The organism is Mycobacterium sp. URHD0025 (genome assembly GCF_000426065.1).
In the GTDB taxonomy this organism is placed as follows: Bacteria; Actinomycetota; Actinomycetes; order Mycobacteriales; family Mycobacteriaceae; genus Mycobacterium.
Genome location: NZ_AUEQ01000008.1, coordinates 25,892 through 40,278, shown reverse-complemented (window position 1 = coordinate 40,278; position 14,387 = coordinate 25,892). Strand labels below are relative to the sequence as shown.

General features: G+C 66.3%; 12 protein-coding genes. 5 read left to right on the top strand and 7 right to left on the bottom strand.

The window, feature by feature from the left end; genetic code table 11:
• Positions 1 to 116 precede the first annotated feature (116 nt).
• The 3 genes from efeU to efeB are packed head-to-tail and all read left to right on the top strand — an operon-like array spanning position 117 to position 3,533.
• Positions 117 to 1,052 (top strand): iron uptake transporter permease EfeU, encoded by a 936-nt coding sequence (gene efeU / locus H977_RS0110445; RefSeq protein ID WP_029107817.1) that lies wholly within the window; start codon positions 117 to 119, stop codon positions 1,050 to 1,052.
• The gene (gene efeO, locus H977_RS0110440) at positions 1,049 to 2,224 is read left to right on the top strand and encodes an iron uptake system protein EfeO (RefSeq protein WP_029107816.1); all 1,176 of its coding nucleotides are present in this window, start codon (positions 1,049 to 1,051) and stop codon (positions 2,222 to 2,224) included. The genes efeU and efeO overlap by 4 nt, the downstream gene beginning before the upstream one ends.
• A complete protein-coding gene (gene efeB, locus H977_RS0110435) occupies positions 2,205 to 3,533 on the top strand; it encodes an iron uptake transporter deferrochelatase/peroxidase subunit (RefSeq protein ID WP_029107815.1) in 1,329 nt (442 codons plus the stop codon). Before efeO ends, efeB begins: the two co-directional genes overlap by 20 nt.
• Before the next feature lie 9 nt (positions 3,534 to 3,542).
• Here efeB and H977_RS0110430 read toward each other — a convergent pair whose 3' ends face one another.
• From H977_RS0110430 to mfd, 4 genes are all read right to left on the bottom strand, one after another.
• Positions 3,543 to 4,358, bottom strand: coding sequence for a serine hydrolase (locus H977_RS0110430; RefSeq protein ID WP_029107814.1), 816 nt, complete (start codon positions 4,356 to 4,358; stop codon positions 3,543 to 3,545).
• 498 nt (positions 4,359 to 4,856) lie between these two features.
• Positions 4,857 to 6,092, bottom strand: coding sequence for a nucleoside triphosphate pyrophosphohydrolase (locus H977_RS32875; protein WP_081681686.1), 1,236 nt, complete (start codon positions 6,090 to 6,092; stop codon positions 4,857 to 4,859).
• A gap of 180 nt (positions 6,093 to 6,272) precedes the next feature.
• The gene (locus H977_RS0110420) at positions 6,273 to 6,866 is read right to left on the bottom strand and encodes a hypothetical protein (RefSeq protein WP_036475759.1); all 594 of its coding nucleotides are present in this window, start codon (positions 6,864 to 6,866) and stop codon (positions 6,273 to 6,275) included.
• Between the two features lie 237 nt (positions 6,867 to 7,103).
• Complete coding sequence (gene mfd / locus H977_RS0110415) at positions 7,104 to 10,736, bottom strand: transcription-repair coupling factor (protein ID WP_029107812.1); 3,633 nt, start codon at positions 10,734 to 10,736, stop codon at positions 7,104 to 7,106.
• Positions 10,737 to 10,803: 67 nt separating this feature from the next.
• Here mfd and H977_RS0110410 point away from each other — a divergent pair, with 67 nt between their 5' ends.
• Positions 10,804 to 11,373, top strand: coding sequence for a hypothetical protein (locus tag H977_RS0110410; protein ID WP_029107811.1), 570 nt, complete (start codon positions 10,804 to 10,806; stop codon positions 11,371 to 11,373).
• An 80-nt stretch (positions 11,374 to 11,453) separates the two neighbouring features.
• Positions 11,454 to 12,794: a diaminopimelate decarboxylase gene (lysA, locus tag H977_RS0110405; protein WP_029107810.1), complete on the top strand. Its 1,341-nt coding sequence runs from the start codon at positions 11,454 to 11,456 to the stop codon at positions 12,792 to 12,794.
• A gap of 70 nt (positions 12,795 to 12,864) precedes the next feature.
• On the opposite strand, the gene H977_RS0110400 is transcribed toward lysA, so the two are convergent.
• The 3 genes from H977_RS0110400 to H977_RS0110390 all read right to left on the bottom strand — a co-directional run bounded on the left by H977_RS0110400 (position 12,865) and on the right by H977_RS0110390 (position 14,309).
• Entirely contained in the window at positions 12,865 to 13,188 is a 324-nt protein-coding gene (locus H977_RS0110400; protein WP_029107809.1) for an ArsR/SmtB family transcription factor, read from the bottom strand.
• Entirely contained in the window at positions 13,181 to 13,630 is a 450-nt protein-coding gene (locus H977_RS0110395) for an SRPBCC domain-containing protein (protein ID WP_036475677.1), read from the bottom strand. Before H977_RS0110395 ends, H977_RS0110400 begins: the two co-directional genes overlap by 8 nt.
• 85 nt (positions 13,631 to 13,715) lie before the next feature.
• Entirely contained in the window at positions 13,716 to 14,309 is a 594-nt protein-coding gene (locus tag H977_RS0110390) for a TetR/AcrR family transcriptional regulator (RefSeq protein ID WP_036475676.1), read from the bottom strand.
• Positions 14,310 to 14,387: the final 78 nt, after the last annotated feature.

Below are 14,387 nucleotides of genomic sequence, written 5' to 3'. Positions count from 1 at the left end.
AGGTGACGTCGGTCGCACTCACAGGCCCCCCTGCTAAGGTGAGCCACGCCTTGCTATGGCAAGGCAAGGCTACGTTTTTTATGGTGTGTTCACCCCGGTCGAGCGAGGACGGTTTGATGACTGCCATCTCGGACGTTCCGACCAGCACGCTGGCCGCATCCAACGTCACATCGCAGGTGTTCGGCAGCGGCCTGATCGGTTTGCGGGAAGGCCTCGAAGCCGCCATCGTGGTGTCGATCCTGGTCGCGTTCCTGGTCAAGTCCGAACGCCGCGACGCCCTCAAATGGGTGTGGCTCGGCGTGGGCGCCGCAATCGCGATGACCGTCACCGTCTTCCTGGTGATCCAATTCGGCGAGAACACCATCAGCGGACTCGGCGCCGAAGCCATCGCGGGCATCGCCTCCCTGATCGCCGTCGTCATCGTCACCACCATGGTGCTGTGGATGAAACGCGCGTCGGCCTCGTTGTCCGGTCAGCTACGCGGCGAGATGTCGCAGGCGCTGCAGACCGGTGGCCTGGCGGTGGCGCTGCTGGCCTTCCTGGCGGTGGGCCGTGAAGGCGTCGAGACGGCGCTGTTCATGGTGGGCTACGCCGAGGCCGAGACGCTCTGGCCGCTGACCGGCCTGATCATCGGTGTACTGATCGCCGCGGCGATCGCCTACGCCATGTACGCCGGCGCCGTCCGGATCAATCTCGCAAAATTCTTCAAATACACCGGCATCTTCCTGGTCGTGGTGGCGGCCGGAATCCTGGCCTACGGCATCAAGGCGCTGCAGACCGTGGGTTGGATCCCCGGGCTCAGCGCCAAGGCCTTCGACATGAGTGGTGCGTTCGACTGGTCGGCCTGGTACGGCGAGATCATCCAGGGCGTCTTCAACATCGACCCGACGCCCACCGTGCTGCAGTTCGGCGCGTGGCTGGCCTACATCGTCGTGGTGTTGGCGCTGTTCCTGAAGCCGCTGCGGACCGTGGGGACCGCCAGTGCTGAGACTTCCTCCGAGCCGACCGTCGAGCCGGAGACCTCCAATGCATCCGAAAGGTCCACCAAGTGAAGCTGACTCCTGCCGTGAAGACCGGATTCGCGGCGACCGCCGCGGTCCTGGCCGGGATCTCGATGAGCGCCTGCCAGGCCAAGGAGGCCGACGGCGGCAGCGCGAGCGGCGAGGGCGCCGAGAAGAGCGCCCAGATCACCGTCGATGCCTCTGACACCGAGTGCAAGCTTTCGGGAACCACCGCGACGACCGGTCCCAGCACCTTCGTGGTCACCAACTCCGGCGACAAGGTCACCGAGTTCTACGTCTACGGCGAGGGCGAGCGGGTCATGGGCGAGGTGGAGAACATCTCCCCCGGGCTCAAGCGTCAGTTGATCGTTCAGCTCACCCAGCCGGGCACCTACCAGACGTCGTGCCGCCCCGGCATGGTCGGTGAGGGCATCCGCGCCAACTTCGTGGTGACCGGCGAGGCCGTCAAGGTCGACACCGAGGGCAAGTTCAAGGAAGCCGCCGACAGCTACAAGCGCTACGTACTCAGCCAGACCGATGCGCTCATCCCATCGACCGAGGCGTTCGTCGCGGCCGTCAAGGCCAAGGACGTCGCCAAGGCCAAGTCGCTGTATCCGACCACGCGCACCTATTACGAGCGCATCGAGCCGGTCGCCGAATCCTTCCCCGACGACCTCGATCCGCGGATCGACCTGCGCGAGGCCGATCTGGAAGAGGGCCAGAAGTGGACCGGCTTCCACGCCCTGGAGAAGCAACTGTGGGTGACCGGCCTCCAGCCCGACGCCAACGCCCTGGCCGATCAGCTGTTGGCCGACGTCAAGGAGCTCGAGGCCGGCGTCAAGGATCCCAAGTGGACAATCGACTCCACCCAGATCGCCGGTGGCGCCCAGGGTCTGCTCGACGAGGTCGCGATGAGCAAGATAAGCGGTGAAGAGGACATCTTCAGCCACACCGACCTGTGGGACTTCAAGGCCAACGTCGAAGGCTCTCAGACCGCGGTGGCCTCGGTGCGCCCGATCCTCGACGAGCGCGACGCCGAGCTGGGCAAGCGCTTGGACGCCAGGTTCGGCGATGTCGAGAAGTTGCTGGAGAAGTATCGTGACGGCGACGGCTTCGTCTCCTACGACAAGGTGACCGAGCCGCAACGCCAGGAACTGTCACGCGCCATCGACGCGCTGAGCAAAGAAGTGAGCCAGGTACAAGGTGTCATCGCCCACCAATGATTCGGTAGCCGGCTCAGGTTCCGCCCCGGCGGCTGAGCACACCGGCGGGATCTCCCGGCGCAAGCTGTTCGGCGCCGCGGGGGTCACCGCGGCAGTGGTCGGTGCGGCCGGCGCGGGTGCGCTGGCCGGCCGTGCCTCTGCTGCCAGCGTCCCGCACGGTGCCCTGCAGGGCCCGGTCCCCTTCCGCGGTGACCGGCAGGCGGGCATCATCACCGAGGCGCAGGACCGGATGCATTTCTGCTCCTTCGACGTCACCACCGACAACCGCGACGACGTCGTCGCCCTGCTCAAGCAGTGGACCCAGATGGCCGAGCGGATGACGCGCGGCGAGGAGACCGAAGACGGCGGCGCCGTGGACGGCAATCCGTATGCGCCCCCGTCGGATACCGGTGAGGCGCTGGGCCTTCCGGCCTCACAGCTCACCCTCACCATCGGGTTCGGGCCGTCGTTCTTCGTCAAGCACGGCAAGGACCGGTTCGGCATCGCCGACAAGCAGCCGGCCGAGCTCAAAGATCTGCCGAAGTTTCCCAACGAGACGATGGACCCGGCGCGCTGTGGCGGCGACATCTGCGTGCAGGCGTGTGCGAACGACCCGCAGGTCGCGGTGCACGCGATCCGTAATCTGGCCCGAGTCGGCTTCGGCACGGTCGCGGTGCGGTACTCGCAGCTGGGGTTCGGCCGTACCTCGTCGACCACCCGGGATCAGGCAACCCCGCGAAACCTGTTCGGGTTCAAGGACGGAACCAACAACCTCAAGTCCGACCAGACCGATCTGCTCGACAAGAATGTCTGGGTCGCCGAGGGCGACGGTCCCGCCTGGCTCACCGGCGGCAGCTATCTGATCACCCGGCGCATCCGGATGCGCATCGAGAACTGGGACCGCACCACGCTTCTGGAGCAGGAGCGGGTGATCGGCCGGCAGAAGGGCAGCGGCGCGCCCAACGGTCTGCATCAGGAATTCGACGAGCTCGATTTCGAGATCACCGATGGCAAGGGCAATCCCAAGATCGACACGGATGCGCACGTTCGGTTGGCCTCGGCCGAACATCTGGGCGGTATCGAAATCCTGCGCCGCGGTTACAACTTCACCGATGGCTCGGACGGATTCGGGCACCTGGACGCGGGCCTGTTCTTCATCGCGTTCGTGCGCAGTCCAGAGAAGCAGTTCATCCCGATGCAACGGGAATTGGCCCGCAAGGACGCGCTCAACGAGTACATCACCCATACCGGCACGGGGATCTTCGCCTGCCCGCCGGGGCTGCGCGACGGTGACACCTCGGGTTACTGGGGTTCGACGCTGTTCGAGTGAGCCGGGGGCTCAACCGTTGGGGCTCAACAGGATCTGAGAGAGCCGGGTGGTGGTGGCGACGCCATCCTCGTAGCCGCCCTGCCCGTTGAGCCCGTTCATGACGGCCAGCGTGTAGCGCTGATTGGGACCGGCGAAGCCGACCGAGTTGATCACCCAACCGCCCTGTTCCTGCGACCAGCCGTTCTTGTTGCCGGGGCTCATCGACGGGCCTGCACCCCATACGCCCCACTGCTGTTCGGGACCGACCCGCTGCATTTCGGCGACCACGGCCGACGCCTCGGCCGGATTCAGCTGTGTCAGCGTGTAATTCATCAGCCGATCGAGGTCATTGGTGCTGGATTTCTGAAAGCCCCAGTACGGGAACATGTCACCGAACCCCGGTTGCGGCCGCAGGTCCGTCATGCCGTACCGGGGGAAGCCGGCGTTGAACGCCTTGTGATCGGGCCCGCCGTAGCGCGTCCACAGCGAATCGGCCGCGTCGTTGTCTGAGTTCCGCAGCATGTTCACCATGAGTTGCCGGTCATCACCCGAAAGTCGCAGTGCCCCGGCGCGTTCACGAGTCAACAGGTCGACCACCATGGCCAGCTTGATGGTGGAGGCGGTCCAGATCATGGCACCCGCATTGGCATTGGCGTACCGCGCGCCCGACGAGCGATCGCGCAACACGTAGCCGACAGTGCCCGGCCGCGACGCCAGGTAGGCGTCGGCCGCCGCGATCCGCGAGCGCAGGTCACACCCAGTGGCCACGCAGTCCGCATGTGCTTGCGGTACAACCGTTCCCAGACTGAGCGTCAGGACGACGGCCGCGATCCGCAATAGCCTCATCGGCCATACGGTAGTTCTCGCGGTCCTGGCCCGGCGTCCCCACATCCGGACCGTCCCGAGCCGAAACCCGGCCGTTGCCAGTTCGTGACCGGCGTCTGCCCGGAGTCACAGGTGTCACAGGAGCCCCTCGCCGGAAACAGGGATGCCGTAGTGCCCGCCTGCGAGCGACAATTCAGCGACAATCGCCACCTGGGCCCCGTCGGACTCAACTGTCCCAACTCATCAGCCACATATGACACTTGGACCTCGGTGGTCTCGTTGGCATCAGATTTCGACATGCCCGGCTTACAGCGACACTGTCGCTCGTAGGCGGGCAACCCGATTTCTGGGACGCACGAGGCTGACGCGCACTTGAGTGACGCAAGTTCAGATCGTGTCTGTGACATGTGATGCTCAGGGTGCGTAGGTGGCGATTGTCGCTGGATTGTCGCTCGCAGCCGGGCAGGTCGGACATCGACTTCCTGCGCCGACACGCGACGCAACGACACGCCGGGCAGCTCAGGGTTGGTCAGACTCGTCCGGGTCGTCCGGGTCGTCCGCGGTCTTGTTGGCGTCGGTTTCCTCGGCGTCCACTGCATCGGATTCACCGGCCTGGGTGGCCTCAACGCCAGAATCGTCGGCACTCACCTCGGCAACGTCGGAATCAGCCGATTCTTCGTCAGCGTCGGCTTCGGCAGTGTCGGCTTCTTCGTCAGCGTCGGCATCGTCGGTGGCGTCGGCATCTCCGTCGAGCTCATCGTCGGTATCGAACTCGAACTCAGGTTCGGGCTCGGGTTCGGGTTCGGGTTCGACAACCGCAGCGGGCCAGTAAGCGCGCCACTCCTTCTCGGTAATGGACCCGAGCGGTGACACGTCGAGTTCCTCGGGAACATCCTCGCCCCGACGACCGGCGGCCACGTCGGATTCCACCACCCGCACAGTGTCCATGAACTCCAAAACGGCGCTGCGCAAGTCGTTCTCGGCATCAGCGTCCGCCGACACCACCACCGAGGTCAGCACCGGGGGTACCAGGTCGGCGGGCAACCCGGCCTGCGCCACCCGGGCCAGCACCTTCTGAGCCAGCGCCAAAGCCGGCTGCCCCGTAGGCACATCGTCCATCGAGGACCCACGAGCCTTCACCTTCTGCTCCTGAGCCTTGCGTTGCTCCCACTGGGCCAGCTGCTCGTCCAGCGAAATCGATTCCCCGGCAAGCACTGCCGGCACCCGGTTGCCGAGCTTGCGCACGAGCGAGTCAGCAACGTCGTCGATGTTGAACGGGTGAACGGGTGCATCCTCGGCGATGCGGGCATGGAACAACACCTGCAGCAGCACATCGCCGAGTTCTTCGCGCAGCTCGTCGGCGTTACCACCGCGTACCGCGTCGAACAGTTCGTAGGTCTCCTCGAGGAGATAGCGACGCAGCGAATCGTGGGTCTGCTCGCTCTCCCACGGCCCGTCGCTGCGCAGCTTGTCCATCATCGCCACGGCGTCCAGGAGCCGCTCCCCTGCCTGTGCCCGCGGGGCGGCGATCAACCGGTCGCCGGCCGCCAAACGCGTCTTGACGGCCGGATGCTCCGGGTCCGATGACAGCAGAACGGGAGCATCCTCACCGTCGTATGCGGGCCGCGCCGCCGGCAGCGACCATGGCACCTTGACCGGCATTTCCTCGGTGTACTGCACATCACCGGTGAGCAGATCGATCGCGTCGACGGGGATCAGTGACGGGCGTCGCGGGTCGACCAGTACGACGGTCATCGGACTTCACCCCTCACTATTTCGTCGAGATTTGCTGATCTCGGTTATACCAATACTCTGCCGGACATCGACGTACCCCGTGAGCACGGCCAATGCGGCGATTCGCCGGCCCCGGGCGTCCCGACACGGGATGGCCGCCCTGCCCAAAGGCAAGGCGGCCATCATGTCACAGGCCGTGGCTTACGACTGCGGCGGGAACTCGCCTTCCGGGATCACCCAGTGACCCGGCGTCTCATCGAAAAACGGATTGGCGACGCCGTTAACCGTCGGCAGCTTCTTCAGCTGACCAGGCGGAATTCCGAAGAACGGATTGGCAACGCCGTTGACAACTGGCGAATTCATCAACTGCCCGGGCGCAATATTCGTGTTCGGCATCCGGAAGAAATTGTTCACCTCCGGAAACTGCACGGTGGGCACGTTCACGTCAGGAACGTTGACACTCGGCACGTTCACATCAGGAACGTTCACAGCCGGCACGTTCACATCAGGAACGTTGACGCTCGGCACGTTCACATCAGGAACGTTGACGCTCGGCACGTTCACATCAGGAACGTTCACAGCCGGCACGTTCGCATCAGGAACGTTCACGCTCGGCACATTCACATCAGGAACGTTCACAGCCGGCACGTTGACGTTCGGAACAACCGGGCTGGGAACCGGAGGCGGCTGGGGCACGTGCGGCGCGGCTGCTGCCAGGCCTGCGCCCAAGCCGAGCCCACCGAGTCCCAATGCACCGGCCATCGTTGTGGTTACTGCGATCTTCTTGAATTCCATGGTCACTCCTTCGCCTTGCGTCACCGCGACGATCACCTATCGGATAGCAATCGCGTGATGTTCGGTTTGGGAAATTGCATGACCGCCCTATGGCCGACGATCTTGCCGCCTCTTCGATTGACGACAACGCAATACCTTGACCCCCCGACGTGTATGTCGGATCGCAACGCCAGAGCGTTATCAGCAATGACGAATTCGAGTCCCGCGAGCACGCAAAAATGCGCGATCACCAGGCATTCAGCGCGAAAAATCGAGATCGGCGGTGATGTCGACGCTGTCTTGCGCCTGACCGTGCAGCACCAGCACCAGACCAGCCACCATTCGGACAATGTCGAGGTCACGGATCCGCGGCGAGCCGATACCGTCGCTCTCGCGTGGGATCGGCACCTGAACCACCGAGGTGGTGGCCCGGTAGTGCGCACCCGGGTACATCCGCTTGAGCCGCAGCTGCGCGGAATCGGGCAGCACCAGCGGTGACAGCTTGATCGTCGAGGCCGACACGGCGCCGATCTCGGTGATGCCGTACTCGCGGCACAACAGCCGCAATCGCGCCACCGCCACCAACCGCTGGGCCTCCACCGGAAGCGGGCCGTAACGGTCGACGAGTTCGTCCACCACGGCCTTCACGGCGGCCTCGTCCGTGGCCGCAGCCAGTCGCCGGTAGCCCTCCAGCCGCAGCCGGTCACTGCCGATGTACTCCGGCGGCAGATGTGCGTCGACCGGCAGATCGACCCGCACCTCTTTCGGTTCCTCCGCTGTGGCAACGGTTTTCCCGTCAGCCGCCGCTCGGTAAGCCTCAACGGCCTCGCCGACCAGCCGCACATACAGGTCGAAACCGACACCCGCCACGTGGCCGGACTGCTCCACGCCGAGCACGTTGCCCGCCCCGCGGATCTCCAGGTCCTTCATCGCCACGGCCATGCCGGCGCCCAGCTCGTTGTTCTGCGCTATGGTGGCCAGCCGGTCATATGCCGTCTCGGTCAGCGGGGAATTGGGTGGATACAGGAAGTAGGCGTATCCACGCTCGCGGCTGCGGCCCACCCGGCCCCGCAGCTGATGCAGCTGCGACAGCCCGAAGGTGTCGGCCCGCTCGACGATCAACGTGTTGGCGTTGGAGATGTCCAGGCCGGTCTCGACGATCGTGGTGCAGACCAGGATGTCGTACTCGCGGTTCCAGAAACCCTCGACGGTCTTCTCCAGGGTCTCCTCGTTCATCTGCCCGTGCGCGACGACGACCCGCGCCTCGGGCACCAGCTGGCGGATTCGCGCCGCGGCCTGGTCGATGGTGCGCACCCGGTTGTGGATGTAGAACACCTGCCCGTCGCGCAGCAGCTCACGGCGCAACGCCGCGGCCACCTGCTTGTCGTCTTGCGGTCCGACGTAGGTCAGCACCGGATACCGCTCCTCGGGCGGGGTGAGGATCGTCGACATCTCGCGGATGCCGGCCAGGCTCATCTCCAGGGTGCGCGGGATCGGGGTGGCGCTCATGGTCAGCACGTCGACGTGGGTGCGCATCGACTTGATGTGTTCTTTGTGCTCGACGCCGAACCGCTGTTCCTCGTCAACGATGATGAGGCCCAGGTCTTTCCAGGTCACCCCGGTCTGCAGCAGCCGGTGCGTGCCGATCACCACGTCGACCGAGCCGTCGGTCATGCCCTCCATGGTGGCCCGCGACTCGGCCGGGTCGGTGAACCGCGACAGTCCCTTGACGGTCACCGGGAAGCCTGCCATCCGGTTGGTGAAGGTCTGCAGATGCTGGTCGGCCAGCAGCGTCGTCGGCACCAGCACCGCAACCTGCTTACCGTCCTGCACGGCCTTGAACGCTGCGCGCACCGCGATCTCGGTCTTGCCGTAGCCCACGTCGCCACAGATCACCCGGTCCATCGGAACCGGTTTCTCCATATCGGATTTGACCTCGGTGATGGCGGTCAGCTGATCCACCGTCTCGGTGAAGCCGAACGCATCCTCCATCTCGTTCTGCCATGGAGTGTCGGGGCTGAACGCATGTCCGGGCGCCGATTGCCGCTTCGCGTACAGCGTCACCAGTTCACTGGCGATCTCACGAACGGCCTTGCGGGCCTTGGTTTTCGTGTTGGCCCAGTCGCTTCCGCCGAGCTTCGACAGCGACGGCGCCTCACCACCGACGTAGCGCGAGAGCTGATCCAGCGAATCCATCGGTACATATAGGCGATCGGCCCCGCCGCCTCGTTTCGCCGACGCGTATTCCAGGACCAGGTATTCGCGACGGGCGCCGCCGACCACGCGCTCCGTCATCTCGACGAACTTGCCGATGCCGTGCTGATCGTGGACCACGAGATCGCCGGCGCTCAGCGCCAGCGGATCGACGACGTTACGGCGTTTGGCCGCAAGCCTTTTGCCCTCCGACGCCGTCACCCGGTTACCGGTCAGGTCGGTCTCGGTGATGATCACGAGGTTGGCCCCGGGCAGGATCACGCCGTCGTGCAGCGGTCCCTTGAGGACCCCGACCACACCGGCCTTGGGTGGAGCGCCGGGCTCCAACATCCCTGCGGGCGTGTCGGATTCACCGAGCTGCTCAACGATGCGGTGTGCGGTACCGGTGCCCGGGGTGACCACCGCGGCGTACCCGCCGGTCGCGACGTGCGCCCGCAGCATCGCGAAGATCTCATCAAGGCTCTGCTGACTGCGAGCCGAAGGAGACGGCCGCAAGTCGAGTTCGGTGGCCTTGCCGTCGGGCAACTGGCTCAGCGTCCACCACGGGTGCCCGCCGGCCACGGCATCCTCACGCGCCTGCTCGAACGGGACGAATCCGGACGCGCCCAACGCTTCGATGTCGATCGGGGCATCGCCACCGACCGCGGCCACCGACCAGGAGGCCTCCAAAAATTCCTGCCCGGTCTTGATCAGATCGCCGGCCCGTGTCCGCACCTTCTCCGGGTCGCACAGCAGCACCGGCGCTCCCTCGGGAAGATGGTGCGTCAGAGTCGTCGGCTGGACGGGATGCAGCAACGGCAGCAGCGCCTCCATCCCGTCGACCGGGATGCCTTCGGCAAGCTTGGCCAGCATGTCGGGCACGCTGCCCGGCACGCTGTTCTCGTGAGTGGGGTGCTCCTGAGCGAGCACCGCGGCGCGCTCCCGCACCCCGGGAGTCATCAGCAGTTCACGGCACGGCACCGCGACGACGTTCTGCACCGGGATCTCGGGAATCGAGCGCTGGTCGGCGATCGAGAACATCCGCATCTCGGAGATCTCGTCGCCCCAGAACTCGACGCGGACCGGGTGCTCGGCGGTCGGCGGGAAGATGTCGAGGATGCCGCCGCGCACGGCGAACTCCCCGCGTTTGCCCACCATGTCGACGCGGGTGTACGCCAGGTCGACGAGCCGGGCGACCACGGCTTCGAACTCGGCCTCGGCGCCGACGGTGAGGGAGACCGGCTCGGTACTCACGACATCGGGAGCCATGGGCTGCAGCAGGGAACGCGTGGTGGTGACGATCACCCGCAGCGGCGGGCCCAGCGTCGCGTCGTCGGGATTGGCGAGCCGACGCAACAGCAACAAGCGGGCCCCGACCGTCTCGACACCCGGGGACAGTCGTTCGTGCGGCAGCGTCTCCCACGACGGGAACAGCGCCACGGCGTCGCCGACCACGCCGCGCAGTTCGGCAGTCAGATCGTCGGCTTCGCGGCCGGTGGCGGCGACCACCAGCAACGGCCCCTGCTGGGCCAGGCCGGCAGCCACCAACACGCGCGCGCTGGGCGGCCCGACGAGCGCGAGATCGGCGGGCCGGTCGGCGGCACGACGAAGAACGTCCTGCAAGGACGGGTCGGTCAATGCCAGTTCAACGAGACCCGCAATCGGGGTCTGGACATGGATGTGCCCCGGTGCGGTCATGATGAGGCCATTCTACGGGGCCGGGATTTCGGCTCCGCCTCGATCTACCCGGGGCGATCATGGAGCGATGAAGCGTTTCGCGGTGGCGATCGTCGCGGTCCTGACGGCGGCGCTGGCCGCACTGTGGCTCGCCACGCGGGAGGCACCGCAGTCCGCGCGGGAAGCGGTGCCGACGCACCTCGGACCCGACGGTGTACCGGACTTCGCCGCCTACCCCGCTGTCGACCCGACGCAGTACATCCTGCGCACGGGCCAAGGTTTTCCGGTCCAGGGGTTTCGCACGCCGGCCGGCTTCGTCTGTCTGACCACCCAGCACCGGGCGATGTACGCACTGGACTGCCGTGGGCCGTTCGTCGACGCCCCCGACGGGGCCAACCTCGCGCACCTGTTCAGTTACGGCACCTCCAACGGCGCGATCCCGCTGAGTTTCTCTCACACCGACGAGCCGCTGTCCCCCGTCGACGGTCTGCGCGAGGACGAGGCTCCGATGCTGCCCGCGGGCCAACGCTTCGACGTCGGCAACGCCACCTGCATTCACACCGACGACATCCTGTTGGCCTGCCGGATGGCGGACCCGGTCAGGGGCAACGGGTTCATCGCCACGGCCACCGGGACGACGTCGTTCGGGAGGACCTGACCCGTCAAGATCGGGCCGGGCGGCGTCAAGGGATCGTCAAGGCCGATGACGCAGGCCCCGGCAAGGCCGACTGTGAAGTCATGACATTGCTGGACATCCTGCCTTCGCTTCGCGGCACCACGCGACCACGACTCGATCCGAACATCTGGCCGCTGACCACGGGTGTCGACGAGGACGGCCGCATCGCGATCGGACGGGTGCCGCTGACCGAGATCGCCGACGAATACCGCACCCCGGCCTACGTGCTCGACGAGACCGATTTCCGGACCCGCGCCCGGCGCTACCGCGCTGCCCTCAGCCAGGCAGAGGTGGTCTATGCCGGCAAGTCACTGCTGACCACCGCGGTCGCCCGCTGGGTTGCCGAGGAGGGGCTGGGGGTCGACGTGTGCTCCGCCGCCGAGTTGGCGACAGCGCTGGCCGGCGGCGTCGACCCGGCCCGCATCGTGATGCACGGCAATGCCAAATCGTGCGTCGAATTGCGCGATGCGATCGACATCGGCGTGGGCCGCATCGTGATCGACTCCCCGATGGAGATCACCTACCTGGCCGGGCTGGCACGCCGCCCGCAGCCGGTGCTGATCCGGGTGACGCCCGACATCGACATCCACGGCCATCGAGCGGTCACCACCGGCGTGACGGACCAGAAGTTCGGCTTCGCACTGGCCGACCGCATGGCCGCCCGCGCCGCCGCTCGCATTCTGGCCACCCCCAACCTGGATCTTGTTGGCCTGCACTGCCATATCGGCTCACAGATCAGCGATCCGGCGCCATACGGAGAAGCCGTGCAGCGCTTGATCGGCGCGATGGCCGACATCCGCAGCGACCACGGGCTGGTGCTGACCGAACTCAACATCGGTGGGGGCCATGCGGTTCCGTATGTCCGCGGTGACGCGGCCCTCGATGTCCGCGCGCTGGCCACCGTCGTCGATGACGCTTTGACGGCGGCGTGCGCCGCCGAACGGTTCCCCCGGCCGCGTCTGGTCGTCGAGCCCGGGCGGGGCATCAGCGCGCGGGCCGGGGTGACGCTGTACCGGGTGTGCGGAGTCAAGTCCCAGCCCGGCGGACGCACCTTTGTCGCCGTGGACGGCGGCATGAGCGACAATCCGCGAGTCGCCCTCTACGGCGCGAAATACACCGTAGCCCTTGCCAATCGACACCCGCTGGGACCGACCATGGTGGTCACCGTGGTGGGCCGGCATTGCGAAGCCGGTGACGAGATCGTCCACGACGTCGAACTGCCCGCCGATATTCGTGCCGGCGACCTGCTGGCCGTGGCCTGCACCGGGGCCTACCAGCACAGCATGGCCTCGACCTACAACATGGTGGGCCGCCCGCCCGTGGTGTCGGTGCGCGAGGGTGCGTCGCGGGTGCTGGTGCGGCGGGGGACGCCGGCGGACCTCCTCTCGCGGCGGTGGAGTTGAGCGCTTGCGCGAAGACCCGGCAGTGGAGTTGAGCGCTTGCGCGAAGACCCGGCGGTGGAGTTGAAGGCCGTCATCCATCCCGCTCGACAGCATCCTTGATCCTGGCCAGCCGGCGTTCCCAGCCCGCCGCGATACCGTCGAGCCGGCGCGCCACCTCGCTGAGCCGAGCCCCCACCGCCTCGTACTTGACCTCACGCCCCACCCGGGTGGCCACCACCAGGCCGACGTCGGTGAGCACCTTCAGATGTTTGGCGATGGCCTGGCGGCTGATGGGGAGTTCCTCGGCCAGCGACGACGCGGATGCGGGCCGACGGCCGAGGGCAACCAGAACCTGCCAGCGGCTGTCGTCGGCCAGCGCGGCGAAAACCTGTACCGGCGAGGCGCTCTCATGCATCGGCGGCGGCACCCACCAGATACTTCTCGGCCAGGCCGAGCTCGAGCGTCCAGCCGCCGGAGTGGTCGTCGAACCGGGAGCGGCGGTTGGCCTCGGGCTCGTCGAGCGAGGCGAAACCGCTCTCGACCACACGCAGCACCACGCCGGACGGGGCTGGGGTGATCCAGAATTCGACGAGGGTGGACGAGCTGTCGAGGTCATCGGCGTCGATGTGCCAGCGGAAGGCCGCGTAGCGCGGCTCATCGAGTGTGACAGTGCGCAACGCGAACCTTCCGTGTGTGGGGTCGGTGACGATGGCGACGTCGCCGTCACGCTCGATGCGGTGTTCGGTGATGCGCTCCTCGTTGATGTACCAGCCGGGTTCGCTCACCAGGTCCCAGACTCGTTGCGCCGGTGCGTCGATGGTGATCTCGCGCTCGATGCGGTCGTAGTCGGTGGTCATGTGGATGTTCCTCTCTGGCGGGACTGTTGCAACCCAAGGGTTGCACATAACCTCCCGATGCTGCAACCCCCGGGTTGCAGTTGACTTACTCCTCGTGCAGGACCGGATCCGACTCCAGATGAGTCAGCCCGTTCCACATCAGGTTGACCACGTGGGCGGCGACCACTTCTTTCTTGGGCTCACGGACGTCGAGCCACCACTGCGCGGTCATCGACACCGAGCCGACCAGCGCCTGGGCATAAAGTGGCGCCAGGTCGGGGTCGAGCCCGCGCCGGGAGAAGTCCCCGGCCAGTATCGAAGACACCTGATTGACCGCATCGTTGAGCAACGTCGAGTACGTGCCCGAGGTGATAGCGGCCGGCGAGTCCCGGATCAGGATGCGAAAGCCGTCGGTGCGTTCCTCGACATAGGTCAGCAGGGCCAGCGCCACCCGCTCGACCCGCACCCGGGACCGGTTGTTGGTCAGCGAGGAGGTGATCCCGTCCAGCAGGGCCGACATCTCCCGGTCGACGACGACGGCGTACAGGCCCTCTTTGCCGCCGAAGTGCTCGTAGACCACGGGTTTGGACACGTTGGCACGTAGCGCGATCTCCTCGATCGAGGTGCCCTCATAGCCCCGCTCGGCGAACAGCGACTTGGCGATCTCGATGAGCTGTTGTCGCCGTTCGGTGCCGGTCATCCGCGCCCGAGGGGCCCGGATTTCCTTGTCGGGTGCTGCCACGCATATCAGGCTAGACCGTTCGACTAGAGTCTCTCC